The organism is Nocardia sp. PE-7 (assembly GCF_030486425.1).
Classification (GTDB): domain Bacteria; phylum Actinomycetota; class Actinomycetes; order Mycobacteriales; family Mycobacteriaceae; genus Nocardia; species Nocardia salmonicida_A.
Genome location: NZ_CP129614.1, coordinates 4,271,121 through 4,296,506, shown reverse-complemented (window position 1 = coordinate 4,296,506; position 25,386 = coordinate 4,271,121). Strand labels below are relative to the sequence as shown.

The following is a 25,386-nucleotide window of genomic DNA, read 5'->3' as shown; positions in this document are numbered from 1 at the left end:
GGTTTTCACTCGGGCACCGTGTCTCACTACGATGGCAGTGCACCCGGTCATCTGCGCCGGTGCGACAAGTCCGTGAAAGTCTGTCGAAAGGAATACCGTGCTGCGCACCCACTTGGCTGGTTCGCTGCGAGGCGAGCACGCCGGTCAGACCGTCACCCTCACCGGCTGGGTGGCGAGGCGTCGTGACCACGGTGGTGTGACCTTCATCGATCTGCGCGACGCTTCGGGCGTCTCGCAGGTGGTCTTCCGCGAGGGCGAGGCGGCCGAACAGGCTCACAAGCTGCGCGCGGAATACTGTGTGCAGGTCACCGGTGTGGTGGAACGGCGTCCCGACGGCAACGAGAACCCGGAGCTGCCGACCGGGCAGATCGAGGTCGACGCCAAGGAACTGGTCGTGCTCAACGAGAGCGCGCCGCTGCCGTTCCAGCTCGACGAGACCCCCGGCGACGAGGCCCGCCTCAAGTACCGCTACCTCGACCTGCGCCGCGAAGGCCCCGGCCACGCCATCCGCCTGCGCTCCAAGGTCAACGCCGCCGCCCGCGAAGTGCTGGCGAGCCACGACTTCGTCGAGGTCGAGACCCCCACGCTCACCCGCTCCACCCCGGAGGGCGCGCGCGACTTCCTGGTCCCCGCGCGCCTGCAGCCGGGCAGCTTCTACGCGCTGCCGCAGAGCCCGCAGCTGTTCAAGCAGCTGCTCATGGTCGGTGGCATCGAGCGCTACTACCAGATCGCGCGCTGCTACCGCGACGAGGACTTCCGCGCCGATCGTCAGCCCGAGTTCACCCAGCTCGACATCGAGATGAGCTTCGTGCGCCAGGACGACGTGATCCTGCTGGCCGAGGACATCCTGACCGCGCTGTGGAAGCTGGTCGGCCACGACATCGTCACCCCGATCCCGCACATGACCTACGCGGAGTCGATGCGGCGCTACGGCTCCGACAAGCCCGACCTGCGATTCGGCGTCGAGATCACCGAGCTCAGCGACTACTTCAAGGACACGACCTTCCGGGTGTTCCAGTCGGAGTACGTGGGCGCGGTCGTGATGCCCGGTGGCGCGAGCCAGCCGCGACGCCAGCTCGATGCCTGGCAGGAGTGGGCCAAGCAGCGTGGCGCCAAGGGCCTGGCTTACATCCTGATCAACGAAGACGGCACCCTGGGCGGCCCGGTCGCCAAGAACCTGACCGACGCGGAACGGGACGGCCTGGCCAAGCAGGTCGGCGCCGAGCCGGGCGACTGCGTGTTCTTCGCCGCCGGTGCGGTGAAGTCGAGCCGTGCCCTGCTGGGTGCCGCACGCGGCGAGATCGCTCGCAAGTGCGACCTCATCGACCCCAACGCCTGGGCCTTCGTTTGGATCGTCGACGCCCCGATGTTCGAGCCCGCCGCCGAGGCCACCGCCAGCGGTGACGTGGCACTGGGCCACTCGGCCTGGACCGCGGTGCACCATGCGTTCACCTCGCCCAAGCCCGAGTCGCTCGACACCTTCGACACCGACCCCGGTTCCGCGCTGGCCTACGCCTACGACATCGTGTGCAACGGCAACGAGATCGGCGGCGGTTCCATCCGTATCCACCGTCGCGATGTGCAGGAACGCGTGTTCTCGGTGATGGGCATCGACAACGCCGAAGCCCAGGACAAGTTCGGCTTCCTGCTCGACGCGTTCGCCTACGGCGCCCCGCCGCATGGCGGCATCGCCTTCGGCTGGGACCGCATCACCGCGCTGCTGGCCGGTGAGGACTCGATCCGTGAGGTGATCGCGTTCCCGAAGACCGGCGGCGGTGTCGACCCGCTCACCGACGCGCCCGCGCAGATCACCGCGCAGCAGCGCAAGGAAGCAGGCATCGACGCCAAGCCCGAGGTCAAGGGCAAGGCCACCGACGCGGCGAAAGTTGTTGCGGCCGAGAAATAGCGGTCCTCGGAGGTAGCCCGGTACCTTCTGGTCAGTTCCCGTATCGCCACGGCGATACCGATCAGGAGGACACCGGTGCTACATCTTCGAGTGATCAGCCCTCCCGAGCAGACCGATGAGCTGGTGCGGATCCTCGAAGCCGACGCCGGTGTCACCCACCTCACGGTGATGCGCGGGGTCGCGCTCGACCCCGTGGGCGATCTCGTCCAGGCGGACGTGGCGCGAGAGGCGGGCAACACGGTGCTCGCCGACGTGAAGGCGCTCGGTATCGTCGAGCACGGCGGGATCACCCTCGGCCCGGTCGACGCGGTGCTCTCCGACGCCGCGGACCGCGCGGTCCGGGCGGCGCCCGGTGATCCGAGCGACGCGGTGATCTGGGAGCAACTGCTCAAGGAGACCCGCGAGGAATCCTCGCTCAACGCCACCTTCGTCGCGTTCCTGACCATCGCTTGCCTGCTGGCCGCGATCGGAGTGGCCACCGACTCGCCGGTCACCGTCGTCGGCGCGATGGTGGTGGGCCCGGAGTTCGGTCCCCTGGCGGCTTTGTCGGTGGCGCTGGTGCGCCGCAACTGGCGGCTGGCGCGGCGCTCGATGATCGCCTTGGCGGTGGCATTCCCGATCGCGATGGTGGTCACGCTGGGCGCGACGATCGTGTGGGAGCATCTCGGTTGGATCACCACCGAGGGCATCATCGACGCGCACAACGTCGACTTCATCTACGAGGTCGGTCCGTTCTCGTTGGTCGTGGCGTTGCTCGCTGGATCGGCAGGCATGTTGTCGCTGGTCACCGCGAAATCAGCGGCCCTGATCGGTGTCTTCATCTCGGTGACGACCGTGCCCGCCGCCGGGTACGCGGTGGTGGCGGCGACGCTCGGACAGTGGCACCGGGCGTTCGAGTCGGCCGGTCAGCTGGCGGTGAACCTGGTTGGCATCGTGATCGCCGGAGTGGTGGTGCTCGAGCTGCGGCCCAAGGCGGGTGACGAGAGGGGCCCGATCGGCCGGTTCAAGCGGGCCATCGGCATGCGGACCACCCTCGAACGCTGACCTCAGACGCGGGCGACCGGTCCCGCCGTCAGCATCCGGTAGGAGTACGTCACCGCGATGACGCACACCGGCCCCGCGACGAACAGGCCCAGCCCGCACAGCGCCGCGCCGACGAGGGTGACCAGCATCACGGTGAGCGCCAGCAGCAGCGACGCCCACAGATTCGCCAGCACCAGCTGCGCGCTCGCCTTGATCGCTTCCACCGGGCCGTAGTCCTGATCGATCACGAAGTGCAGCGAGAACATGCACAGGAACCCGGCGATCAGCCCCGGCGCCAGGCACAGCGACGAGAGCAGCAGCGTGATCGTGAACGCGAGCAGCGAGGTCAATAGGACATTGCCCGCGTTCACGAATCGGAAGAACGACCCGAAAGCCGGTGGATACCCGTCGGTTTCGTAGAGCGCGCCGCGCACCATCGCCGCCTGCAGCAGCCACAGCGCGACGATCACCATCAAGAACAGGAACAGCACGCTGAACGGTGATTTCGGATCGACGATCTGGACTACGGCGAGGAAGCCGAGATAGATCAGCACCCCCACCGCGGTGACCCCCAGCCACGGACCGGGATTGGCCCGGAACCGCTCCCAGCCGTAGCTCAGCGAACGGCCGATATCGAGGGCCTGTGCTCCCGAATGGTAGTAACCGGGCGTCTGCCCGCCGCCACCGGTCGACACGCCGGAAGCGGGGGCTGCGGGGTAGGTCGGATGCTCCGGTTTCGACTGGGGCACCGCGTAACCGGGACCCGTGCCGGCGGGCCCGTACTGCGGTGTCTGCCCGCCGTGGCCGGCAATCGGCGGCGGGGGCTCGACCGGCTCGTGCCCGTACTGGGCGGCGCCGGGGCCCTCGAACTGCGGATAGCCTGCGCCACCGGCCATTCCGTGCCTGCTCGGTCCCGTACCCGAAGCCGGTGGTTGCCCGGTTCCCTCGTGTCTGCCGCCGGGCCCGGCGAATTGTCCGCCACCGCCTGGAACAGGCGACCCGCCCGGTGAATCGCTCGATGCGGCGTACGGTGTGTCGGTCACTGTGGTAGACCTTTCGACTCAACCGGTTTGCGGTGTGGCGCACAGCAGTTCACGATGAGAAAACCCGACGACCGGCTGATGTGTCAAGCCAACAGGAACACACGCGCAAACCTCGGTGCCAACACGCCGAACGACGCGGAAAGGTTGTCCAACCGCTCGCTAGAAGTGACCGGGTACGAGTAGCTTGAGAGGCGATGACCGCACTATTGGCCGAACGCGCCGCCGACGTCGTGTCCGCAGCACAACAGTTGCTCACAAAGCGAATGGGTGCTCCGGTAAAGCTGAGTGATCCGATGGAGCTCAGCGGCAGTGGTAGGACGACAGTCCTACGCGTGCGTGTTGCGGAAAACGCATTTTCGTTGCCGCGCACGCTGATCGTCAAGCAGGTGCGCGGTTCTACTCCCGACCGCCGCGCCGGTGGTTTGGCGCCCGGCGTCGCCAGCATCGACGCGGCATTCCTCCGCGAGGCGGTGTCCTACCAGTTCACCACCGCGCTGAGTCGCGAGCAGCGGCCCGGCGCCTTCCTGATCGCGCACAGCGTCCCCGACCGGCTCCTCGTGCTCTCCGACCTCGGAGACAACGCGTTGCTCACCTCGGTGCTGCAGGCCCGTGTGGAGCCGGGTACCCGCAACTCGCTGATGGCGTTCGCGCAGGCGCTCGGCCGGATGCACGCCGCGACCGTCGGCCGCGAGCCCGACTTCGTCGCCCTGATGCGTCGGGTCGACTCGGCGCACCGCGTCGACGGGATCGCCCAGCAGGCCCAGGCTGCCATCGCCGAGGTCCCCGGTCTGCTCGCGGCCGAGTTCGGCATCGAGGTGCCGGGTGAGATCGCCGAACGGATCGTGCACGGCAATCGACTGTTCACCGGTGGCCGCTACCGCGCGTTCAGCCCGTCGGACCTGTGCCCCGACAACGTGATCATGAACGAGGAAGGCGCGCGATTCCTCGACTACGAGTGGGGCGGTTTCCGCGACGCCACCCTCGACATCACCTACGCGCTCGTTTCCTACCCCGGCTGCCTGTGCGATTTCGAACTCTCGCGCAGCCGGGCCAAGGAAATGGTCGAGGCCTGGCGTTCTGCCGTGGTCGGCGTCTGGCCGTCGCTGGCCGACGACACCGTCCTGGCCGAACGGATCCTCGAAGCCCGGCTCATCTGGGTCTGGTTGTCCACGTACTGGTTCCTGCCCGCCGACCACGCCCGTATCGCCACCGCCCGCGAACACGGGCTGTCGGTCCCCCGTTCGGAAGCGTTGATCAACCGGTGGTCCGCGCTCGCCGAGGACGCCAGGATGACCGGCGACGACGCGGTCGGCGACTTCGCCGAACAGGTCTCGGCGATGCTCGAGGAGCGCTGGTCGGAGTAGCGGCGCCGAGCTGGCTCCCCACTTCTCGCCGCGCCGCGGGTACCGTCGGCAGGGATCTGAGGAGTAGGGAGCAGCCGTGCCGATACCGGTCACCGTCACAGTCGTCCGCAAGCAGTGGTTGACCCCGCACCTGGTGCGCGTGGTCGGCACCGTGTCGGACAGCTTCACCCCTAACGCGTTCACCGACGCCTATGTGAAGTTGATCTTCCCGGTGCCCGGCGTCGAATATCCCGAGCCGTTCGATCTCGACACGGTGCGCGCGACGCTGGGCCCGGAGAGCCAGCCTGTGTTGCGCACCTACACGGTGCGATCCTTCGATCCCGAACTGCGCGCGATCAGCATCGACTTCGTGGTGCACGGTGACGAGGGCGTCGCGGGGCCGTGGGCGCGCTCGGTGGAGCCGGGCGCGCGGTTCTGGTTGAACGGACCCGGCGGTGCGTTCGCACCCGACCCGGCGGCCGACTGGTACCTGCTCGCCGGCGACGAATCGGCGCTGCCCGCTGTCGCGGCCGCACTCGAAGCGCTGCCGGCCGGCGCGCCCGCGCTCGTGTTCGTCGAGGTGGGCGGCACCGAGGACGAGATCCCCCTCGCTTCTCCCGCTGATCTGCGCCTGCACTGGGTGCATCGCGGTGTGTCCTCGGACCGGATCACCGACGACCTGGCCGGGGCGCATTCGCCGCTGGTGGCGGCGGTGCGGGCGGCCGAGTGGCTGCCGGGACAGGTGCAGGCGTTCGTGCACGGCGAGGCCGAGTCCGTGATGCGTCAGCTGCGCCCTTACCTGCGTAAGGAACGCGATATCGCGCCGAAATGGCTCTCGATCTCGGGATATTGGCGGCGCGGCCGCACCGAGGAGGGCTTCCGTGAGTGGAAGCGCGAGCTCGCAGCGGAGGGCGCCTGATCACGCAGGACTACTCAGCGGGTCAGCGCGGCGAGTTTGCCGCGCAGATGGGCGCGTTCGACCGCGTTGTCGGTGAGCAGCAGCGCCGACTCGTAGGCGGCGATCGCCTCGCCGGTGCGTCCGAGCTCGGTGAGGAAGGCGGCGCGGGCGGCGTCGAGATAGCCGTAGGTCGCCAGCGCCGGTTCCGCGCCGAGCGGACGCAGTAGCGCCAGCGCCTGGGCCGGATCTCCGGCCAGGCCGACCGCGATGGCGTGATTGAGCAGGGCGACCGGCGACGGCGCATCGCGCAGCAACAGCCGGTACAGGCCGATGATCTCGCGCCAGTCGGTATCGGCCCAGGTCGGTGCTTCGTCGTGCACGGCGGCGATCGCGGCCTGCAGGGTATACCGGTCGGTATGTGGCAGCGCGTGTTTCACCAGTGCGACGCCCTCGGCGATGGCCGCTCTGTCCCAGCGATCGCGATCCTGGTGTTCGAGCGTGCACAGCGTGCCCGCGTCGTCGACGCGCGCTGCCCGGCGCGCGTCGGTGAGCAGGATCAGCGCCAGCAGGCCGGTCACCGATGGGTCGTCGGGGACGAGCGTGTGCATCATCCTGGCCAATTGCAGCGACCGGTCGACGAGATCGGCACGGACCAGCACCTCGCCCGCGGGCGCGGTGTGGCCGGTGGTAAACAGCAGGTGGATCACCGCGCAGATGGAATCGAGCCGCTGCGGCAGCTCGCGCACCGAGGGCACGCGATACGGGATGGCCGCTACCGCGATCTTCTTCTTGGCACGGGTGATCCGCGCGGCCATGGTCGCCTCGCTCACCAGGAACGCGCGAGCCACCTCGGCGGTGGTGACGCCGCAGACCAGCCGCAGAGTCAGGGCGACCTGCGCCTGCGGCGCGAGCGCGGGGTGGCAGCAGGTACTGATCAGCCGCAGCCGGTCGTCGGGGATCGCCGGGTCGTCCAGGTCGGCCAGTGCGAGGTCGGCGGTATCGTCCACCGATTCGTCGACGACGAGCCGGGGCAGCGCGCGCCGGAAGGTGCTCTCGCGGCGCAGCAGGTCGAGGCCGCGACGCCGCGCGACGGTCGTCAGCCAGGCGCCGGGCCTGGCCGGAACACCGTCGCTCGCCCAGGCGGTGAGCGCCGTCGCGTAGGCGTCCTGCACGCATTCCTCGGCGAGGTCGAAATCGCGGACCGACCGCACCGTCGCGGCGAGCACGAAGGCCCACTCACGACGGTGCGCCTGCTCGACGGCCGCGGCCGCCGCCGTGGTCACGACTGCGGGAAGACCTGGATCGGGCGCACCTCGACACCGCCCGTGGGGGCGGGCACCTGTGCGGCGAGGGCGATCGCGGCGTCCAGGTCCGGCGCCTCGAGCAGGTAGTAGCCGCCGAGCGCTTCCTTCGCCTCGGCGAACGGGCCGTCGGTGATGACGACCTCGCCGCCCGCATCGTGGCGGATCGTGGTGGCGGTGGCGGTGGGCTGCAACGCCTGCCCGCCGAGGTTGGCGTCACCGGCGATCTGCTGGAAGGTGCGGTGGGCGGCGAGCATGTCGTCGACCTCGGCGGGGGAGTACGCGGCGTAGGTGGCTTCGTCGCCGTAGATCAGGACCAGGTACTGGCTCATGATGTGCTCCTTCGGGTGGGGGCTGCCCGCTCGTCGGGTGGCCGTACTCACTCGACGAGCGGGCGCGGCCTCAATCGACAACCCTGTCCGAAGAATTCTGCGCCGATTTCGGCAGCGTCGCGACGAACCCCGCTCAGTGCACCGGAGCGGTCCGCGGTTCGACCCGTCCGCCCGCCGCGACAGCGAACGACGCGCCGTGCCGCACCCCGGTGGCGGGATCGGTGACGTCGACGACGTAGAACCAGTCCATCTGCGTCTGCGTCGCGGTGACCTCGAGCACGCCGAAGCCGTGGGAGTCGAGTTCGGTGTAGCGCAGGTGGTGGTTGGCCGCTCTGATGGCCTCTTCCGCCGGTACCGACGCGGTGCGGGCGGGCATCTTCAGCAGGTCGCCGACGCTGGAGGAGGTGACCGACGGGATCACGAACTCCGCGCCGACCGTCGGGCCGCCCGGGTAGTTCGCGGCGTTCAACGGCAGGTCGGCGGCCCAGGAGGTGTGGATGTCACCGGTGAGGAACACGACGTCGCTCACCCCGTTGTCGACGATCGTCCGGAACAGGGTGTTGCGGTCGGCGGTGTAGCCGTCCCACTGATCGCCGTTGACGGTGATGCCGCCCTGGGGGAGTCCGAGCGCCTCGGTGATCGCCTGGGTCGTGGCCGCCTCCAGCGGCGGGAACATCAGTGGCGCGACCATCACGGAGTTGCCGATCAGCTTCCAGCGGGTGGGCGAGGAGGCGAGTCCGGAGGTGAGCCAATCCATTTGGGCGCGGCCGGTGATCGTGCGGGACGGGTCGTCGGCGTGGCGCCACCCCGCACCGGGCCCGGCCTCCTCGTCGCGGTAGCTGCGCAGATCCAGCATCGACAGTTCCGCCAGTGTGCCGAAACGCAAGCGGCGGTAGATCTGCACCTGGCCGTCGGGGCGAGTCGCGCGCACCGGCATCCACTCCAGGTAGGCGCGGGCGGAGGCGGCCTTGCGATCACCCCAGGGACCTTCGACGGCCGGGTCGTGGTTCTCCGCGCCCTCGCGCCAGGAGTTGTCGGCCGATTCGTGGTCGTCCCAGGTGCAGATGAACGGCACCGTGGCATGCAGGGCCATCAGGTCGGGATCGGTCTTGTACTGGCCGTGGCGGGTGCGGTAGTCGGTGAGGGTGACGATCTCGTGCGCCGGGTCATGTGCGCGGACCGCGCCGTTGCGGCCGGTGTACTTTCCGCGGCCGTACTCGTAGATGTAGTCGCCGAGGTGCACGATCGCGTCGAGATCGGTGCGCGCGGCCAGGTGCCGGTAGGCGCCGAACCAACCCGCTTCCCAGTTGGCGCACGAGACCAAGCCGAGGCGCAGACGATCGACTTCGCTGTCCGGCGCGGGCGCTGTCCTGGTGCGACCGACCGGGGAGGTCTCGCCGCCGCAGGTGAAGCGGTAGAAGTAGTCCTGACCGGGGGTGAGGCCGGTCGCGTCGACCTTGACGGTGTGGTCGGTATCGGTCGAGGCGGTGACGGTGCCGGACGCGGCGAGCGCGCCGAAATCGGCGTCGGTGGAGATTTCCCAGCGCACCGCCGTCGCGTCGCCGACGCCGGAACCGGGCGTGGCGTCCTCGGCGACGGTGACCCTGGTCCACAGGATGACCGCGCCCGGCAGCGGATCACCGGATGCCACACCGTGCCGGAAGACGGCGCCCGCGGCATGGGCGGGCGCGACGGTGCCCAACACCGCGACCGCCGCCACCGCCGTCGAGCCCGCGAACAAGGTGCGGCGGGCGAACCCGACCGGCTGGGACACTACGGCGCTGTTGTTTTCGACCACGATCAGCGATCACAGCCCACGGATCGGTTCCGCGCAAGTCCGCGCGAGCATTGTTGGTCAACTGTCCATCTCCGCGGCAGGTTCCAGACGGATTCCGGGGCAGGGGCGAGTGCGGGTGGTGAGCTTCGCAGAACATGTCCGAGGGCCTCGGTACCCTGCACACCGTGAGCGACAGCCTTTTCGACGTGCCCGGCGAACACGCGTCCGCCGACTCCGGCGCCGACGCGGTGTTCCGTCGCGACTCCGGCGCGCCGCTCGCCGTCCGCATGCGTCCCGCGAACCTGGACGAGGTGATCGGTCAGGCGCATCTGCTGGGCCCCGGCTCCCCGCTGCGCAGGCTCGTCGAAGGGTCGGGTGCGGCGTCGGTGCTGCTCTACGGCCCGCCCGGGACCGGAAAGACCACGCTGGCCTCGTTGCTCTCGCAGGCCACCGGTCGACGGTTCGAAGCGCTGTCGGCGCTCTCGGCCGGGGTCAAGGAGGTGCGGGCGGTGATCGACCTCGCCCGCCGCAGACTCGCCGCGGGCGAGCAGACCGTGCTGTTCATCGACGAGATCCACCGCTTCTCCAAGACCCAGCAGGACGCGTTGCTGGCCGCCGTCGAGAACCGGGTCGTGCTGCTGGTCGGCGCGACTACCGAGAACCCCTCGTTCTCCGTCGTCTCCCCGCTGCTGTCGCGCTCGCTCGTGCTGCAACTGCAACCGCTCACCCCCGACGACGTCCGCGCGGTCCTGGCCCGCGCGATCACCGACCCGCGCGGTCTCGCCGACGCCTGCACCGTCAGCGACGAGGCGATCGAACACATCGTCCGCATCGCGGGTGGCGACGCCCGCCGCGCGCTCACCGCGCTGGAGGCTTCGGCGGAGTCCGCGACCGACGGCGCCGTCGAGTTGGAGACCGTCGAGGCCACCGTCGACAAGGCCGCCGTTCGCTACGACCGCGCGGGCGACCAGCACTACGACGTGATCAGCGCCTTCATCAAGTCCATTCGCGGCTCCGATGTCGACGCGGCCGTGCATTACCTGGCACGCATGCTCGCCGCGGGCGAAGATCCTCGATTCATCGCTCGCCGCCTGATGATCCACGCCAGCGAAGACATCGGCATGGCCGATCCGATGGCCCTGCAGACCGCCACCGCCGCCGCGCAGGTCGTCCAACAGGTCGGCCTGCCCGAATGCAAACTCGCCCTGGCGCAGGCCACCATCCACCTCGCCACCGCCCCCAAATCCGGCGCGGTGACCACGGCCATCGGCACGGCCATGGCCGATGTCTCCCGCGGCAAGGCCGGTGCGGTGCCTCCCTACCTGCGCGACGGCCACTACGCGGGCGCGGCTCTGCTCGGCAACGCCCAGGGCTACAAGTTCCCGCATAAGTACCGCGAGGGCGTCGTCACCCAGCAGTACCCGCCCGACGAACTGGTCGGCACCGACTACTACCTGCCCACCGACCACGGCAACGAACGCACGATCGCCCCGCGCCTGGAGAAGCTGCGCCGCATCATCCGCGGAAAGTAGCTGTACCTGCGTGGCATGGACCACCCCGGTCGATGAAAAACCACGCGCACCGCACCGGTAGTCTGGGTATTTGTGCAGACCCACGAGATTCGACGACGGTTCCTGGACCATTTCGTCCGTGCCGGACACACCGAGGTGCCCAGTGCTTCGCTGATCCTGGCCGACCCCAACCTGTTGTTCGTCAACGCAGGCATGGTCCAGTTCGTTCCGTATTTCCTGGGTCAGCAGACCCCGCCGTGGGCTACCGCGACCAGCGTGCAGAAGTGCGTGCGCACCCTCGACATCGAGAACGTCGGCATCACCACTCGCCACAACACGTTCTTCCAGATGGCGGGCAATTTCAGCTTCGGCGACTACTTCAAGCGCCAGGCCATCACCCTGGCCTGGACGCTGCTCACCGACACCGTCGAGAACGGCGGCTACGGCTTCGATCCCGAGCGCCTCTGGGTCACCGTCTACCTCGACGACGACGAGGCCGAGCGGATGTGGCTCGAGATGGGCGTGCCCGCCGACCGCATCCAGCGCCGCGGCATGGCTGACAACTACTGGTCGATGGGCATCCCCGGCCCGTGTGGTCCCTGTTCGGAGATCTACTACGACCGCGGCCCCGAATACGGTGTCGAGGGCGGCCCCGAGGCCGACGAGGACCGCTACATCGAGATCTGGAATCTCGTGTTCATGCAGAACGAGCGCGGTGCGGGCATCTCCAAGGACAACTTCGAGATCCTCGGCCCGCTGCCCAAGCAGAACATCGACACCGGCATGGGCGTCGAGCGCGTCGCGTTCCTGCTCCAGGGCGTGGACAACGTCTACGAGACCGACCTGATGCGCCCGATCATCGACAAGGCCGAGGAACTCACCGGCCGCTCCTACGGCGTCGACCACACCGACGACGTGCGCTTCCGCGTGATCGCCGACCACGCCCGCACCGCCGCGATGCTCATCGCCGACGGCGTGAACCCCGGCAACGACGGTCGCGGCTACGTGCTGCGCCGCCTGCTGCGCCGCATCGTGCGTTCGGCCCGCCTGCTCGGCGCCGAGAAGCCGGTGATGGCCGAGCTGATCAAGGTCGTCACCGACCTGATGTCGCCGTCCTATCCCGAACTGGGCACCGACTTCTCGCGGATCGAGACCGTGTCGGTCGGCGAGGAGATGGCGTTCCTCAAGACCCTCAACACCGGCGAGACCCTGTTCGACAACGCCGCCACCGCGGTGAAGTCCAAGGGCGGCAAGCAGATCACCGGTTCCGACGCGTTCGCCCTGCACGACACCTACGGCTTCCCGATCGACCTCACCCTCGAAATGGCCGCCGAGGCAGGCCTTTCCGTCGACGAGGACGGTTTCCGCTCGCTCATGGCCGAGCAGCGCAAGCGCGCCAAGGACGATGCCCAGGCCCGCAAGCACGCCCACGCCGACCTCACCGTCTACAAGGAACTGGTCGACCGCGGCGCCACCGAGTTCACCGGTTTCGACGAGCTGACCTCCGAGGCCAACGTGCTGGCCCTGATCGCCGACGGCGTGCGGGTCCCGGTGGCCACGGTCGGTCAGGACATCGAGGTCATCCTCGATCGCAGCCCGATGTACGCCGAGTCCGGCGGTCAGATCGCCGACCGTGGCACCATCACCGCCTCGGGCCTGAAGCTCCAGGTCAACGATGTGCAGAAGATCGCCAAGAAGGTCTGGGTCCACAAGGCCACCGTCGAGGCGGGGCAGATCACGCAGGGCGATGTCGTTCTCGCCCAAGCGGATCCGGCCTGGCGTCGCGGCGCCACCCAGGGGCACTCCGGCACGCACATGGTGCACGCCGCCCTTCGCCAGATCCTCGGCCCCAACGCCGTGCAGGCGGGTTCGCTGAACAAGCCCGGCTACCTGCGGTTCGACTTCAACTGGCAGGGCGCGCTGTCGGAGCAGCAGAAGGCCGATATCGAGGCCGTCTCCAATGACGCTGTCGGCTCGGACTTCCCGGTGAACACCTTCGTCACCGATTTGCCCAAGGCCAAGGAAATGGGCGCGATGGCGCTGTTCGGCGAGAACTACGGCGACGAGGTGCGCGTCGTGGAGATCGGCGGTCCGTTCTCCATGGAGCTGTGCGGCGGTACCCACGTGGAGCACTCCTCGCAGATCGGCCCGATCACCCTGCTGGGTGAGTCCTCGGTCGGTTCCGGTGTGCGTCGCGTCGAGGCCTTCGTCGGCCTCGACTCCTACCGGTACCTGGCCAAGGAGCGTGCGCTGCTGGCCGGTGTCGCCTCCTCGCTGAAGGTGCCCTCCGACGAGGTGCCCGGTCGCGTGGAGCAGCTCGTGGAGCGGCTCAAGGTGGCCGAGAAGGAACTGGAACGCACCAAGATCGCCGCGGTGCTGTCGTCGGCGGGCACGTTCGCCGAACAGGCCGAGCGGGTCGGTGCGGTGCGTCTGGTGGCCGCCGCGGCGCCCGAGGGCGTGTCGGCCGGTGACCTGCGCACCCTGGCCACCGATATCCGTGGCCGGCTCGGCAGCGAGGCCGCTGTCGTGGTGCTGCTCGGCAATGTCGAGGGCAAGGCGCCGTTCGTGGTGACCGTGAACAAGGCGGCCCAGGATCTCGGCTTCAAGTCGGGTGATCTGGTCGCGGCCTTCGGACCGAGCATCGCCGGGCGTGGCGGTGGCAAGCCGGAGATGGCACAGGGCGCGGGCTCGGATCCGTCGGGTATCCCGGCCGGGTTGACCGCGGTCCGTGCCCGGGTGGCCGAACTCGCCGGCTGATGACGACCCCTGGTTCGTCCAGCGAGGAATCCGCCGACCGCCCGGACCCGGGTACCGACCCGGGTCGGGGCCGTCGGATCGCGATCGATGTCGGTAGCGTGCGCATCGGTGTCGCCTCGAGCGACCCCGATGGCATTCTCGCCACCCCCGTCGAGACCGTCGCGCGCGCCAAGTCCGGTGGGCGCACCGGCGGTCCACCCGCCGACATCGCGAGAATTGCCGACATTGTGCGGGAATACGAAGCGGTGGAGGTGATCATCGGCCTGCCACGCACGCTGCGCGGCGAGAACGGCACCGCGGCTGCCATCGCACGCAAGTTTGCCAAGCAGTTGCGCCGGGTGATCGACCCGATTCCGATACGCCTTTCCGACGAACGTTTGACTACGGTGTCTGCTGCACGTGCGCTGCGCGACAGTGGAGTTCGCGCACGTGGCCAGCGGCAGATGATCGATCAGGCGGCAGCCGTGTCGATTCTGCAAGGATGGTTGGACGAGCGGAGTTCGGTGTTGAAGGACGCAGCAGATACGGCGAGGGTCGGAGACGATGCATGACCGACCGATGGACCAGGGCCGAGGAACGCTACCGAGCACGGGAAGCTGACCGGCGCTATCCCCGACGCGACGATTGGGGTCTGGACGCCCGTGCGGCGCGCGACGACGAGCCGCAGCAGGCCGGGCCTGCCGGGTGGGACGACGAAGCGGGCACCGATGTCATCCCGCGCTACGAGGACGAGATCTACGACGATCCCGAACCCGAGCCCGAGCCCGAACCGGCGCCCCCGCCGCGCCGAGTCGGACAGCGCGCGGCGCAGTCCGGTCGCGCGGCAGCGCCCGAACGCGGCCGCGCTCGCCCGTCGGGCCGCGGCAAGCGCTCGCGGATCGCCTCACGCAAGGCGGCCGAGCGTAAGCGGCGCCGTCGCAATTTATGGGCCGTGGCCTCGGTGTTCGTCGTTCTGGTCGTCGCTGCCGCGGGTTTCGCCGGATACAAACTGATGGGCAGCCTCACCCCGGCCGAAGATTTCGCCGGTCCGCCCGGTGCGCCCGTGGTGGTCCAGGTGCACTCCGGTGACACCGCGACGCAGATCGCCGACGAGATGCACGGCAAGGGCGTGGTCGCCAGCTCCGAGGCCTTCTACGAAGCGGCCGTACGGAATTCGGCCATGAACAGCGTCCAGCCCGGTTTCTACGCGATCGGCGCGAAGAGCCCGGCCGTCGACGCTGTCACCGCGTTGGTCGGCGGGAAATCCCGGGTGGGCAATGTGACCATCTCCGAGGGTCGGCTGCTGCACGACAAGCACGACGCGACCACCGGTGGTCGATACGACGGCATCTACCGCAAGATCGCCGAGGCCAGCTGCGTCGGCCCCGAGCGCAAGTGCGTCACCTACGAACAGCTCGACGCCGCGGGCGCGAGTATGGACCCGAACGCACTCGGCGTGCCCGCATGGGCCATGCAGGCCGTCAGGCAAACTCCCGATAGAACCAGGCAGCTGGAAGGCCTCATCGCCGCCGGGACCTGGGATTTCGATCCGAGCGGGTCACCGGAACAGATCCTGCGGCAGATGGTGACCGCGAGCGTGAAGAGCTACGAGGCCACCGGACTGCTCCAGTCGGGCGCCGACACGAAGCTGTCGCCGTACGAAACACTCGTCGCCGCCTCACTGGTCGAACGAGAGGCGAAACCCCAGGACATGGGCAAGGTGGCGCGGGTGATCGTGAACCGGCTGCGGGTCGGTCAGATGCTGCAGTTCGACTCCACCGTGAACTACGCGCTCGACACCACCGAGGTGGCCACCACCGACACCGACCGGGCCACGGAGACGCCCTGGAACACCTACGCGATGGAGGGCCTGCCCAAGACGCCGATCGCCGCGCCGTCGGTGGGCGCGTTGCGTGCCATGGAGAACCCGGAGCCGGGTGCGTGGTTGTACTTCGTCACCGTCGACAAACAGGGCACGACCAAGTTCACCGACTCCTACGCGGAGCATCTGCGGCTGGTTACGCAGGCACAGCGCAGCGGCATCCTCGACAGCTCACGGCCCTACGGTGGCTGAGGCGCGCAAGGCGGCGGTGCTCGGCAAGCCGATCGAGCATTCCCGTTCGCCACAACTGCATCTGGCGGCCTACCGCGCGCTCGGATTGCCCTGGAGCTACGAACGCATCGAGTGCTCGGCCGAGCAATTGCCCGGCCTCGTCGACGGGCTCGGGCCGGAATGGGTCGGGCTGTCGGTGACCATGCCGGGCAAGGAAGCGGCGCTGGCGGTGGCCGTCGAGCGCACCGAACGCGCGGTGCTGGTCGGCTCGGCCAACACCCTCGTGCGCACCGAGGGCGGCTGGCTGGCGGACTGCACCGATGTCGACGGCGTCCTCGGCGCGCTGCGCGGCGGCGGCGTCTCCTCGCTCGACGAGGCCGTTGTGCTGGGCGCCGGTGGAACCGCCAGACCCGCATTGCTGGCGCTGTCGGAGCTCGGGGCGAAGACGGTCACGGTGATCGCCCGCGATGCCGGTCGGGCGCGTAGCGCGCTGGAATTGGCCGATCGACTCGGGATGCGAGCCACGGTCGTGCCGCTCGACGCGGAGCAGGTGCGTGTGGCGTGCGCGTCGGCCGGTGCGGTGGTCAGTACGGTGCCCGCCGAGGCGGCCGCGGCGATCGCCTCGGCGGTAGCCGCGGCGCCGGTGGTGCTCGACGCCATCTACAACCCGTGGCCGACCCCGCTGGCAACGGCGGTCGAGGCCGCCGGGCACACGGTCGTCAGCGGGCTGCAGATGTTGCTGAATCAGGCTTACGGCCAGGTCGAGCTGTTCACCGGACAGCCGGCGCCGCGCGCCGCGATGGCCGCTGCCGTCGAGTAGGCCCGCGCTGTCGGAACAGATTCTCGCCCGATCCATGAAATTGATACCGGTTCTAGTTTTATCTCGCTAAGGTGTTGTCCATGACCGCTTGGGTGTTACGAGCCACCGTCCTCGGCGCGCTGGTCGTCGCCTTGCGCGTCCTCCTCGGCCTCGCCATGGCCTCCTGGCCCACCTACGGCACCTTGTGGCGCGCGCTCTGCCTGCTGGCGATCATCGCGGTGGTCGTCGTCTGGGGCTTGCGTGACGCCCGTGCGGGCGCAGACGGCCTCACCGTGCGCTGGTTGGCCGCCGGTTTCGGCGCGGGACTGGCCAGCTCGGCAGTGTGCTGGGTCCTCGATCAGGTGCCCGGCATCGAACTCGGCGACGCAGGCCTGCTCTACGAGCTGACCTCCGCGGCATCGTTCATCCTGCTGCTGGTCTTCCTGCCCGCCATGGTGGGTGTCGCCTTCGGCCACACCCGGTCGCGACGGTCGAGCGAATCCGCAACCCCCGCGACAGAACCGGCGTTCGCCACCGCGAGCTGAATCGCGCTCTCCGGCAGCGGTACCCGCGCCGAACCTGTACGCGCCCGTGCTGGTGCGTACAGGTCGGCGACTCGGATCTCAGAGCATGATCGGCGACGTGCCCTGGGTGGTGTCGCGCGCGATGGCCGAGTAGGCGGCGGCCAGCAGAGACGGGTCGGGACCTTCGAGGCGACCGGGCTTGGCCAGACCGTCCAAGACCACGAAACGCAGAACCCCGGAACGGGTCTTCTTGTCGGTTTGCATCGCGTCCATCAGGTGGGGGAGTGCGTCGCCGTCGTAGGTGACAGGCAAGCCGACGCTTTCCAGGATGGTGCGGTGCCGATCGGCGGTGGCGTCGTCGAGACGACCGGCCAGGCGGCCGAGTTCGGCGGCGAACATCAGGCCGACGGAGACCGCGGCGCCGTGACGCCAGCGGTAGCGCTCGCGGCGTTCCACGGCATGGCCGAGGGTGTGGCCGTAGTTCAGGATCTCGCGCAGGCTCGATTCCTTGAGGTCGACGGCGACCACATCGGCCTTGACCTGGATGGCGCGGCGGATCAGTTCGGGAAGCACGTCGCCGGTGGGGTCGAGGGCGGCCTCGGGGTCGGCTTCGATGAGGTCGAGGATCACCGGGTCGGCGATGAAACCGGCCTTGATGATCTCGGCCATGCCCGCCACGATCTCGTTGCGCGGCACCGTTTCCAGCGTCACGAGGTCGACCAGCACGGCGCTGGGTTCGTGGAAACTGCCGACCAGGTTCTTGCCGGCCTCGGTGTTGATGCCGGTCTTGCCGCCGACCGCCGCGTCGACCATCGCCAGCAGCGTGGTCGGCACGTGCACGATGCGCACCCCGCGCATCCAGGTGGCGGCGACGAAGCCGGCCAGGTCGGTCGCGGCGCCGCCACCGAGGCTCACGATGGCGTCGTTGCGGGTCAGCCCGATCCGGCCGAGCACCTCCCAGCAGAACCCGGCCACGGCCAGTTCCTTGCCGTCTTCGGCATCGGGGATCTCGATGCGATGCGCGTCGATCCCCGTGTCGGCCAATGCTTTACGCACCGCCTCGGCGGTCTCGGCCAGCGGCGGCTGATGGAAGATCGCCACGGTCCGCACGGCATTGCCCGCGTTGACCGCTTCGACGAGATCGCCGAGCAGCCCGCGGCCGATGATCACCGGGTACGGGTCGGCGGTGCGAACCTCAATGATGGACGGCTCTGTCACGTGCGCTGCTCCGATTCTTTCTGGTCATTGTTATTACGTCGCCCGCTACGCCGCCGCGGTTGCCCGCGTCGCCTGCGTTCGTTGGTACCGGCGCCGCGATCGGCTTCACCGGGTTGCCCGGCCCGCTGAACCTGTTGCGCCGGCGCGGTCCGGGTTTCCTTCGCCGGGTCCGATGTCGCCGAGCCCGAGGGTTGCGCGGGCTCGCCACCACGGTGGCCTACCCGCCCGGGGGCGCCGGCGTCGCGGCTGGCCGTGCGTCTGCCTCGGCCGACGCCGCGACTGCTCGTCTTCGCGCCGGTGACCGCCGTGCGTCCGCTCGTCCGACTACCCGGGGCGTTGCGGTTGCCCGCACGACCCCCGGCGGCCTCCCGGTTGCCCGGCTGGCTCTCGGCGTTGCTCGTACGGCCATCCAGGTTCTCGGACGCCGCACCTGACGAGGTGTCCGTATCGCGGGCGGCAGCGCTGGTCGCCGGCCGGATCCGGGTGCCTCCTCGACGCGACCTGGGACGCCGGGACCGTCGACTGCCCGCCGTACGCGGCTCGTTCTGCGCCGCACCAGCGGTGCGACCCGCACCGCTGGTCTCGTCGACCGTGGCGCCGTCGGCCGCGGCCGGCGTCGGCGCCGAACGGTTCCGGTCGTCGACGCCGCCACGACGCTCGGTGGCCGTCACGCCCGACTGCTCGGCGCCGCCTCGGCGCGCGGCGGCCGCGCGTGCCCTGGCCCGTCGCCGGTTCTTGGACCGGTTGCTCCCGGCGCCCGGTCTGCTGGTGACCGAACCCGAACTCGAAGCCGCAGTGGCATTTCCGGTGGTCGAGCGCGCGGCGTCGAGATCGGTGCGTACCGATTCCAGGCCGAGCTTGGCCAGGATCATCCGCACCACCCGACCCGGGCTTCGCCCGTCGGTGCGCACGCGCACGGTGGCGATCTGACGGTAGAGCGGACGACGCTCGCGCATCAGATCCCGGTACTTGGCGGCCGGGTCGACCCCGTTGAGCAGCGGGCGGGTGTTGCTCGCGCCGGTGCGCCGAACCCCTTCGGACACACTGATTTCCAGGTAGACCACCGTCGCGTCACGCAGAAGTTCCCTGGTCCGCTCGGACAGCACCGAACCGCCACCGAGCGAGACCACGCCGTCGTGGGAGAGCACGGCGCGGCGCACCACCTCTTCTTCGATCCGGCGGAACTCCACCTCACCGTCGGTGGCGAAGATATCGGGAATGGTGCGCCCGGTATCGTCCTCGATCCCCGCGTCGGTGTCGTAGAGCGCCACCCCGAGTTCCCTGGCCAGCTTGCGCCCGATCGTCGACTTCCCGGAGCCGGGCAGCCCGACCAGCACCACCCGCGCCGACGGTGTGATCCGGTCGTCGGCGTCGGTGTCAGGAGCACCGGGCTCGACGCTCGCCGGTGAGGGGCCCGCGTCGCTCTCCGGCGCGGTCCCCTCCTGACCCTGCTCGGTCACGGGATACGGCTGTCCGCGGGCACGTGTGGGCGGCTGCCGATCCGCTTGACGTAACTGTTGATGTTGTCGACGGTCTCGGTCAGCGAGTCGCCGCCGAACTTCTCCAGCGCGGCCTGCGCCAGCACCAGTGCCACCATCGATTCCGCGACAACGGCCGCCGCGGGCACCGCGCACACATCGGAGCGCTGGTGGATGGCGACGGCTTCTTCACCGCTGGACATGTCGACCGTCGACAGCGCGCGCGGCACGGTCGAGATCGGCTTCATCGCGGCACGGACCCGCAGCGCTTCGCCGTTGGTCATGCCGCCTTCGAGCCCCCCAGCGCGGTTGGTCGAGCGCAGCACGCCGTCGGGGCCGGGACGCATCTCGTCGTGGGCCAGGCTGCCGCGTCGGCGCGCGGTCTCGAACCCGTCGCCCACCTCGACACCCTTGATCGCCTGGATGCCCATGAGGGCGGCGGCCAGACGCGAATCGAGGCGCTGCTCGCCGCTGACGAACGAGCCGAGCCCGATGGGCAGCCCGTCCACGATCACCTCGACGACACCGCCGAGGGTGTCACCGTCCTTCTTGGCCGCTTCGATCTCGGCGATCATGGCCGCCTCGGCCTCGGCGTCGAACGCGCGCACAGGGCTGGCATCGATCGCGTCGAGATCGGTCGGACCCGGCGTGACACCGGTGGTGTTGGCCGCGGCGCCGATCGACACCACATGGGAGACGACCTCGACACCGAAGGCCTGACGCAGGAAGTTGCGCGCGAGGGTTCCGGCGGCGACCCGGGCCGCGGTCTCCCGGGCGCTGGCCCGCTCGAGCACCGGGCGGGCGTCGTCGAAGCCGTACTTGAGCATTCCGGAGTAATCGGCGTGGCCGGGGCGAGGGCGGGTCAGCGGCGCATTGCGCGCCATTCCCGCGAGCTCGGCCTCGTCGACCGGATCGGCCGACATCACTTCGGTCCACTTGGGCCACTCGGAGTTGGCGATCTCGATCGCGATCGGACCACCCATGGTGCGGCCGTGGCGCACACCACCGACCAGGGTGACCTTGTCGGCCTCGAACTTCATCCGGGCGCCGCGCCCGTAACCGAGCCGGCGGCGGGCGAGCTGTGCGGAGACATCGTCCGATGTCACCTCGACTCCGGCGACCATCCCTTCCAGGAGGGCGACGAGAGCGGGACCATGGGATTCTCCGGCAGTTATCCAGCGCAACACGCCGACCATCTTCCCATGTCGACACGTGTGGGAGGGAATGCGGGCCGACGTGACGAGCGGCACGTCGGCGCCGCGACGGGCCGAGCGGTGGCGGCCGCCGCCCTGATCCGGCCGAACCGGCCTGCTCCGGGCCGCCGACATATCCCTGTCAGCGGGATCGTCTCGGCGCGTCGCACCGGCGGTCATGCCAACACCATCGCGGTCACCGTGGCCAGGCACATGGCCGGTCCGTGGGGAACCAATCGCCGAGCGGGCGCAGCACGGACCTCGCGCGCATCACGTCCCAGCATCACCCGCAGCCGGTCGCCGCCGAGCATCACCACCGCGGCCGCGGCGGTGAGCAGCGGTGCGGCCACGGCGGCCCAGACCCAGGCGGGTGGTCCGGCGATCGCCGCGGCGGCCCCGAGCGCCACCGCCAGCTTCACATCACCGGCCCCGAGTGCGGCGGGGGAGAGCAGATGGGCAACCAGATACGGCATCGTCAACAGCGCGGCACCGATCACCGCGGTCCCCAATTCCCCCGTAGACGCGGCGAACAGGAACACCGCGGCCGCGCCAACGCCGGTCAGCGCGTTGGGAAGTCGACGGGCATGAACATCGATGACGCCCAGCAGCAGACACCAGGCGATGAGGCAACAGAACGCGGCAGTGGTCATGGATCGATCGTGCTGCGCCGCGACCGCCGACAGCGGGTCCTCTCCGAGAATGTGGACAACTTCCGCGCATGTGAACAAAGCCGTATCCAGTCGCCCGTCGACACGGAATCCGGAGCATCACGTGCCGACATGTCGCCCGTCGGGCGGTAGCGTTGACCCATGTGTGCTGACTACACGGCTCCCGATTACGCGGCCCGGCGCGGTGCCCTGCGGAGCCTGCTCGTGGAAAACGGTGTCGACGCGTTGCTGGTGACCGATCTGGTCAACATCCGCTACCTGACCGGCTTCACCGGATCCAATGCCGTTGTCCTGGTGCACTCGTGGGATATGCGCGGTGCCGAGGACCGCACGATCATCGGCACCGACGGCCGCTACTCCGCCCAGGTCGCCGAACAGGTCCCCGACCTGCAGGCCGAGATCTGTCGGGCCACCGCGCGCCGCATCCTCGAGCTGTCCGGGGAATGGCAGCTGGGCCGGGTCGGCTTCGAAAGCCATGTGGTGACCGTCGATCAGCATTCCGCGTTCCAGGAACTGCGCACCGGATTGCAGCTCGTTCCCACCGCCGGTCTGGTCGAACAGTTGCGCATGGTCAAGGACCCCTACGAGGTGGACCAGCTGAGCGCGGCGTGCGCGGCCGCCGACGCGGGATTGGCCACTCTGCTCGAGCGCGGCCTGCTGCGTCCGGGCCGTACCGAACGACAGGTTGCCCGCGACCTCGAATGGGCGATGTTCGAGCACGGCGCCGAGGCGATCTCCTTCGAGACGATCGTCGCCGCAGGCGCCAATTCGGCGATCCCGCATCATCGCCCGACCGGCGCGGTGCTGGCCGTCGGCGACTTCGTAAAGTTCGATTTCGGCGCGGTGGTCAACGGCTACCACTCCGACATGACCCGCACCCTGGTCCTCGGCGCCCCCGCCGACTGGCAGCGCGACATCTACGAACTGGTCGCCCGGTCGCAACGCGCGGGAACCGAGGCACTCGCACCCGGCGCGCAGACCAGCGAGGTCGACGCCGCCGCCCGGACGATCATCGAAGAAGCGGGGTACGGCCCGCAGTTCGTGCACGGTCTCGGTCACGGGGTAGGGCTGCAGATCCATGAAGCACCCGGAGTGGCGAAAACGAGTACCGGTACACTTCTGGCTGGTGTGGCGGTGACCGTCGAACCTGGTGTATACCTTCCCGGCCGCGGCGGGGTCCGGATCGAGGACACGCTCGTGGTGCGCGAAGCGGGCCCGGAACTGCTCACCCGCACCAGCAAGGATTTGATCGTCGTCGAGTGACATCGGCGCGCCGAACGCAGTAACCCCCCAGTACGCAGTAATACGAACGAGGAGATCCGAGGACAGTGGCGGACACCAGCGACTTCAAGAACGGCCTTGTGCTGAAGATCGACGGTCAGCTCCAGCAGATCATCGAATTCCAGCACGTGAAGCCGGGCAAAGGCCCCGCGTTCGTGCGGACCAAGCTGAAGAACGTCGTGTCCGGCAAGGTTGTCGACAAGACCTTCAACGCGGGTGTCAAGGTCGAGACCGCGACCGTCGACCGTCGCGACATGACCTACCTGTACCACGACGGCACCGACTACATCTTCATGGACGGTGACACCTACGACCAGATCTCCATCCCGGAGGCCACCATCGGTGACGGTGCCCGCTTCCTGCTGGAGAACATGGGCGTGCAGGTCGCCGTGCACGAGGACGCGCCGCTGTTCGTGGAGCTCCCCGTCACCATCGAGTTGGTCGTGCAGCACACCGATATCGGTCTGCAGGGCGACCGCTCCACCGGCGGCACCAAGCCCGCCACCCTGGAAACCGGCGCCGAGGTGGCCGTCCCGTTGTTCATCAACACCGGTGACAAGCTGAAAATCGACTCGCGCGACGGCAGCTACCTCGGCCGCGTCAACGGCTGATCGTGACCGACTCCCCGGCAGACAAGAAGGGCTCGTTCAAGAAGCTCGGCGCGCGCCACAAGGCACGCCGCCGGGCCGTTGACCTGCTGTTCGAGGCGGAGGCGCGCGATGTCGACGTCTCCATGCTGCTCTCGGATCGCGCCGACCTCGCGACCCGTGACCAGAGTGTGGCCCCCGTGCACGCCTACACCACCACCCTCGTCGAGGGCGTCGCCGACGACCTCGACCGGGTCGACGGCACCATCGAGGGCTACCTCCAGGACTGGACCCTGCAGCGGCTGCCCGCCGTCGACCGGGCCATCCTGCGGATCGCGGTGTGGGAACTGTTCCACGCCACCGACGTCCCCCCGGTCGTCGCGGTCGACGAGGCTGTCGAGCTGGCCAAGGAGCTGTCCACCGACGACTCCCCGTCATTCGTGAACGGCGTGCTCGGCCAGGTCGTGCAGGTGGCGCCTCAGGTTCGCGCCGCCGCCGCGGCCACGGCCGCCACGAAGGCCGCCCGCGGCGAGGCGGAGTCCTGACCGTGGCACGCAAGTATCTCGTGATGGCCGAGCGCACCCCGAAGTTCGACGCCTCGGTGATCGAACCGCATCGCGCCTTCCTGCAGGAGCTGCTCGCCGCGGGTCGACTCCAGGAAAGCGGCGGCTTCACCGACGGCACCGGCGGCGCCTACGTGGTCTTGGCCGAAAACCATGCTGCCGCAACAGCACTGGTGTACGCCGATCCGCTGCACACCACCGGCGCCTCGGACCTGACGATCCACGAATGGGAAATCACCCTTTCGGCGTGAACCGTTCCAGCCAGCCGCACGTCCGACGCGGACGTGCGGCTGTTCTGCTGTTCGGGGGCGGCACCGGCCGATCCGCCGGGTCAGATCCTGTGCAGACAGAACGAGACCGCGGGCGCGGTATGCGTCACCGCCTTCGTCTCGCGAAACCGTTTCCGCGAGGCGTCGCAGACCTTGGCATCGTCGGCATCGACGCGGGTGTCGACCTCGAAGGCCCCTGCGCCACAAGGGACTTTGCGCAGCCGAACCAGGTAGAAATTGACGTTACCCGGATCGTTGACACACTCGCCGACTTTCGCATTGAGGTGAGTGCACAGGTGCTTCATGGGGCTGCTGGTGTTCTTTCGGCGTTCCCGGGAGAAGTCCAGGTCTCCCGTCGCGCATTTCTGTGTACTCCATGCGCTGGTGATGATCAACACCGCGTCGGGGTCGGTACACGCCCGTCGATGGAAGTCCCAGCCACGTCGCCCCGGATCTGTGTAGTACCCGCAATCGCCGGTTCGCTCCGTATCCGATCGCGGCGAGAGCAGACCCCAGGCCGCCAAGCCGACCGCACTGATCGGCACGAGGGCGGCCAGTGCGAGCAGCAGCCATTTTCGTCTGCCACCGAGCAAGCGCGCAGTGCGCGCCTGCTGCTCCCGATAGCCCGGCCGCTTGCGACGACCGCGGGGCGGTCGCCACTGATCGCCCGGTCCCGGCGCCTGCCAGGGCTGTTGTCCTTGCCCGATATTCGGCTGTTCCACCCCGCCAGCTTGCCACTGCCGCAATCGAACTCACGCATCACCGCGGATCCCGACGGCCTCCGCCGGTGGGTGTACGAGGAAACCGGCGGAGGCGCGACCGACGCTGGGTAGGCGCGGTGTCGGGTGTGCGCTGGGCACGAAGTGATCTTGCTACCTCGAGT

At 69.1% G+C, this 25,386-nt stretch carries 22 protein-coding genes and 1 pseudogene; 14 read left to right on the top strand and 9 right to left on the bottom strand.

Annotated features, from left to right (window positions below):
• Positions 1–97 precede the first annotated feature (97 nt).
• Both aspS and QX204_RS20325 read left to right on the top strand, forming a co-directional pair.
• Positions 98–1,906: an aspartate--tRNA ligase gene (aspS, locus tag QX204_RS20330; RefSeq protein ID WP_301901506.1), complete on the top strand. Its 1,809-nt coding sequence runs from the start codon at positions 98–100 to the stop codon at positions 1,904–1,906.
• 75 nt (positions 1,907–1,981) lie between these two features.
• Entirely contained in the window at positions 1,982–2,950 is a 969-nt protein-coding gene (locus QX204_RS20325; RefSeq protein ID WP_301901505.1) for a DUF389 domain-containing protein, read from the top strand.
• A gap of 2 nt (positions 2,951–2,952) precedes the next feature.
• Here QX204_RS20325 and QX204_RS20320 read toward each other — a convergent pair whose 3' ends face one another.
• Positions 2,953–3,972 (bottom strand): hypothetical protein, encoded by a 1,020-nt coding sequence (locus QX204_RS20320; protein ID WP_301901503.1) that lies wholly within the window; start codon positions 3,970–3,972, stop codon positions 2,953–2,955.
• A gap of 194 nt (positions 3,973–4,166) precedes the next feature.
• On the opposite strand from QX204_RS20320, the gene QX204_RS20315 reads away from it, so the two are divergent.
• A complete protein-coding gene (locus QX204_RS20315; protein WP_301901502.1) occupies positions 4,167–5,336 on the top strand; it encodes a kinase in 1,170 nt (389 codons plus the stop codon).
• A 76-nt stretch (positions 5,337–5,412) separates the two neighbouring features.
• Positions 5,413–6,234: a siderophore-interacting protein gene (locus QX204_RS20310; RefSeq protein ID WP_301901499.1), complete on the top strand. Its 822-nt coding sequence runs from the start codon at positions 5,413–5,415 to the stop codon at positions 6,232–6,234.
• A 14-nt stretch (positions 6,235–6,248) separates the two neighbouring features.
• Here QX204_RS20310 and QX204_RS20305 read toward each other — a convergent pair whose 3' ends face one another.
• The 3 genes from QX204_RS20305 to QX204_RS20295 form a co-directional block, all read right to left on the bottom strand.
• A complete protein-coding gene (locus QX204_RS20305; RefSeq protein ID WP_301901498.1) occupies positions 6,249–7,496 on the bottom strand; it encodes an RNA polymerase sigma factor in 1,248 nt (415 codons plus the stop codon).
• Positions 7,493–7,846: a YciI family protein gene (locus QX204_RS20300; RefSeq protein ID WP_301901496.1), complete on the bottom strand. Its 354-nt coding sequence runs from the start codon at positions 7,844–7,846 to the stop codon at positions 7,493–7,495. Before QX204_RS20300 ends, QX204_RS20305 begins: the two co-directional genes overlap by 4 nt.
• Before the next feature lie 133 nt (positions 7,847–7,979).
• Entirely contained in the window at positions 7,980–9,566 is a 1,587-nt protein-coding gene (locus QX204_RS20295) for an alkaline phosphatase D family protein (protein ID WP_301908051.1), read from the bottom strand.
• A 242-nt stretch (positions 9,567–9,808) separates the two neighbouring features.
• Between QX204_RS20295 and QX204_RS20290 the strand changes: the two genes are divergently transcribed.
• The 6 genes from QX204_RS20290 to QX204_RS20265 all read left to right on the top strand — a co-directional run bounded on the left by QX204_RS20290 (position 9,809) and on the right by QX204_RS20265 (position 17,267).
• Positions 9,809–11,155, top strand: a complete 1,347-nt coding sequence (locus QX204_RS20290) for a replication-associated recombination protein A (protein WP_301901495.1) — start codon at positions 9,809–9,811, stop codon at positions 11,153–11,155.
• 72 nt (positions 11,156–11,227) lie between these two features.
• Positions 11,228–13,891 carry an alanine--tRNA ligase gene (gene alaS, locus QX204_RS20285; protein ID WP_301901494.1) on the top strand — a complete coding sequence of 888 codons (2,664 nt, stop codon included), beginning with the start codon at positions 11,228–11,230 and terminating at the stop codon, positions 13,889–13,891.
• The gene (ruvX, locus tag QX204_RS20280; protein ID WP_301901493.1) at positions 13,891–14,442 is read left to right on the top strand and encodes a Holliday junction resolvase RuvX; all 552 of its coding nucleotides are present in this window, start codon (positions 13,891–13,893) and stop codon (positions 14,440–14,442) included. Before alaS ends, ruvX begins: the two co-directional genes overlap by 1 nt.
• A complete protein-coding gene (mltG, locus tag QX204_RS20275; protein WP_301901492.1) occupies positions 14,439–15,944 on the top strand; it encodes an endolytic transglycosylase MltG in 1,506 nt (501 codons plus the stop codon). The genes ruvX and mltG overlap by 4 nt, the downstream gene beginning before the upstream one ends.
• Positions 15,937–16,743, top strand: a complete 807-nt coding sequence (locus tag QX204_RS20270) for a shikimate dehydrogenase (protein WP_301901490.1) — start codon at positions 15,937–15,939, stop codon at positions 16,741–16,743. The genes mltG and QX204_RS20270 overlap by 8 nt, the downstream gene beginning before the upstream one ends.
• An 80-nt stretch (positions 16,744–16,823) precedes the next feature.
• Positions 16,824–17,267 carry a B-4DMT family transporter gene (locus QX204_RS20265; RefSeq protein WP_301901488.1) on the top strand — a complete coding sequence of 148 codons (444 nt, stop codon included), beginning with the start codon at positions 16,824–16,826 and terminating at the stop codon, positions 17,265–17,267.
• A gap of 78 nt (positions 17,268–17,345) precedes the next feature.
• Here QX204_RS20265 and aroB read toward each other — a convergent pair whose 3' ends face one another.
• The 4 genes and pseudogenes from aroB to QX204_RS20245 all read right to left on the bottom strand — a co-directional run bounded on the left by aroB (position 17,346) and on the right by QX204_RS20245 (position 21,785).
• Positions 17,346–18,464: a 3-dehydroquinate synthase gene (gene aroB, locus QX204_RS20260; protein WP_301901486.1), complete on the bottom strand. Its 1,119-nt coding sequence runs from the start codon at positions 18,462–18,464 to the stop codon at positions 17,346–17,348.
• Positions 18,465–19,318: 854 nt separating this feature from the next.
• Positions 19,319–19,822 (bottom strand): annotated as a pseudogene (locus QX204_RS20255) (shikimate kinase); the annotation flags it as partial.
• Positions 19,823–19,920: 98 nt separating this feature from the next.
• On the bottom strand, positions 19,921–21,129 hold the full coding sequence (aroC, locus tag QX204_RS20250; protein ID WP_301908050.1) for a chorismate synthase: 1,209 nt from the start codon (positions 21,127–21,129) through the stop codon (positions 19,921–19,923).
• Positions 21,130–21,311: 182 nt separating this feature from the next.
• Positions 21,312–21,785, bottom strand: coding sequence for a prepilin peptidase (locus tag QX204_RS20245; RefSeq protein ID WP_301901484.1), 474 nt, complete (start codon positions 21,783–21,785; stop codon positions 21,312–21,314).
• Between the two features lie 159 nt (positions 21,786–21,944).
• Between QX204_RS20245 and QX204_RS20240 the strand changes: the two genes are divergently transcribed.
• The 4 genes from QX204_RS20240 to QX204_RS20225 all read left to right on the top strand — a co-directional run bounded on the left by QX204_RS20240 (position 21,945) and on the right by QX204_RS20225 (position 24,485).
• The gene (locus QX204_RS20240) at positions 21,945–23,066 is read left to right on the top strand and encodes a M24 family metallopeptidase (protein ID WP_301901482.1); all 1,122 of its coding nucleotides are present in this window, start codon (positions 21,945–21,947) and stop codon (positions 23,064–23,066) included.
• A gap of 65 nt (positions 23,067–23,131) precedes the next feature.
• Positions 23,132–23,695, top strand: a complete 564-nt coding sequence (gene efp / locus QX204_RS20235; RefSeq protein WP_067452307.1) for an elongation factor P — start codon at positions 23,132–23,134, stop codon at positions 23,693–23,695.
• Positions 23,696–23,697: 2 nt separating this feature from the next.
• Positions 23,698–24,216: a transcription antitermination factor NusB gene (gene nusB / locus QX204_RS20230; protein ID WP_301901477.1), complete on the top strand. Its 519-nt coding sequence runs from the start codon at positions 23,698–23,700 to the stop codon at positions 24,214–24,216.
• 2 nt (positions 24,217–24,218) lie between these two features.
• On the top strand, positions 24,219–24,485 hold the full coding sequence (locus tag QX204_RS20225; RefSeq protein ID WP_301901475.1) for a YciI family protein: 267 nt from the start codon (positions 24,219–24,221) through the stop codon (positions 24,483–24,485).
• 80 nt (positions 24,486–24,565) lie between these two features.
• Here QX204_RS20225 and QX204_RS20220 read toward each other — a convergent pair whose 3' ends face one another.
• Complete coding sequence (locus QX204_RS20220; protein WP_301901473.1) at positions 24,566–25,225, bottom strand: hypothetical protein; 660 nt, start codon at positions 25,223–25,225, stop codon at positions 24,566–24,568.
• Positions 25,226–25,386: the final 161 nt, after the last annotated feature.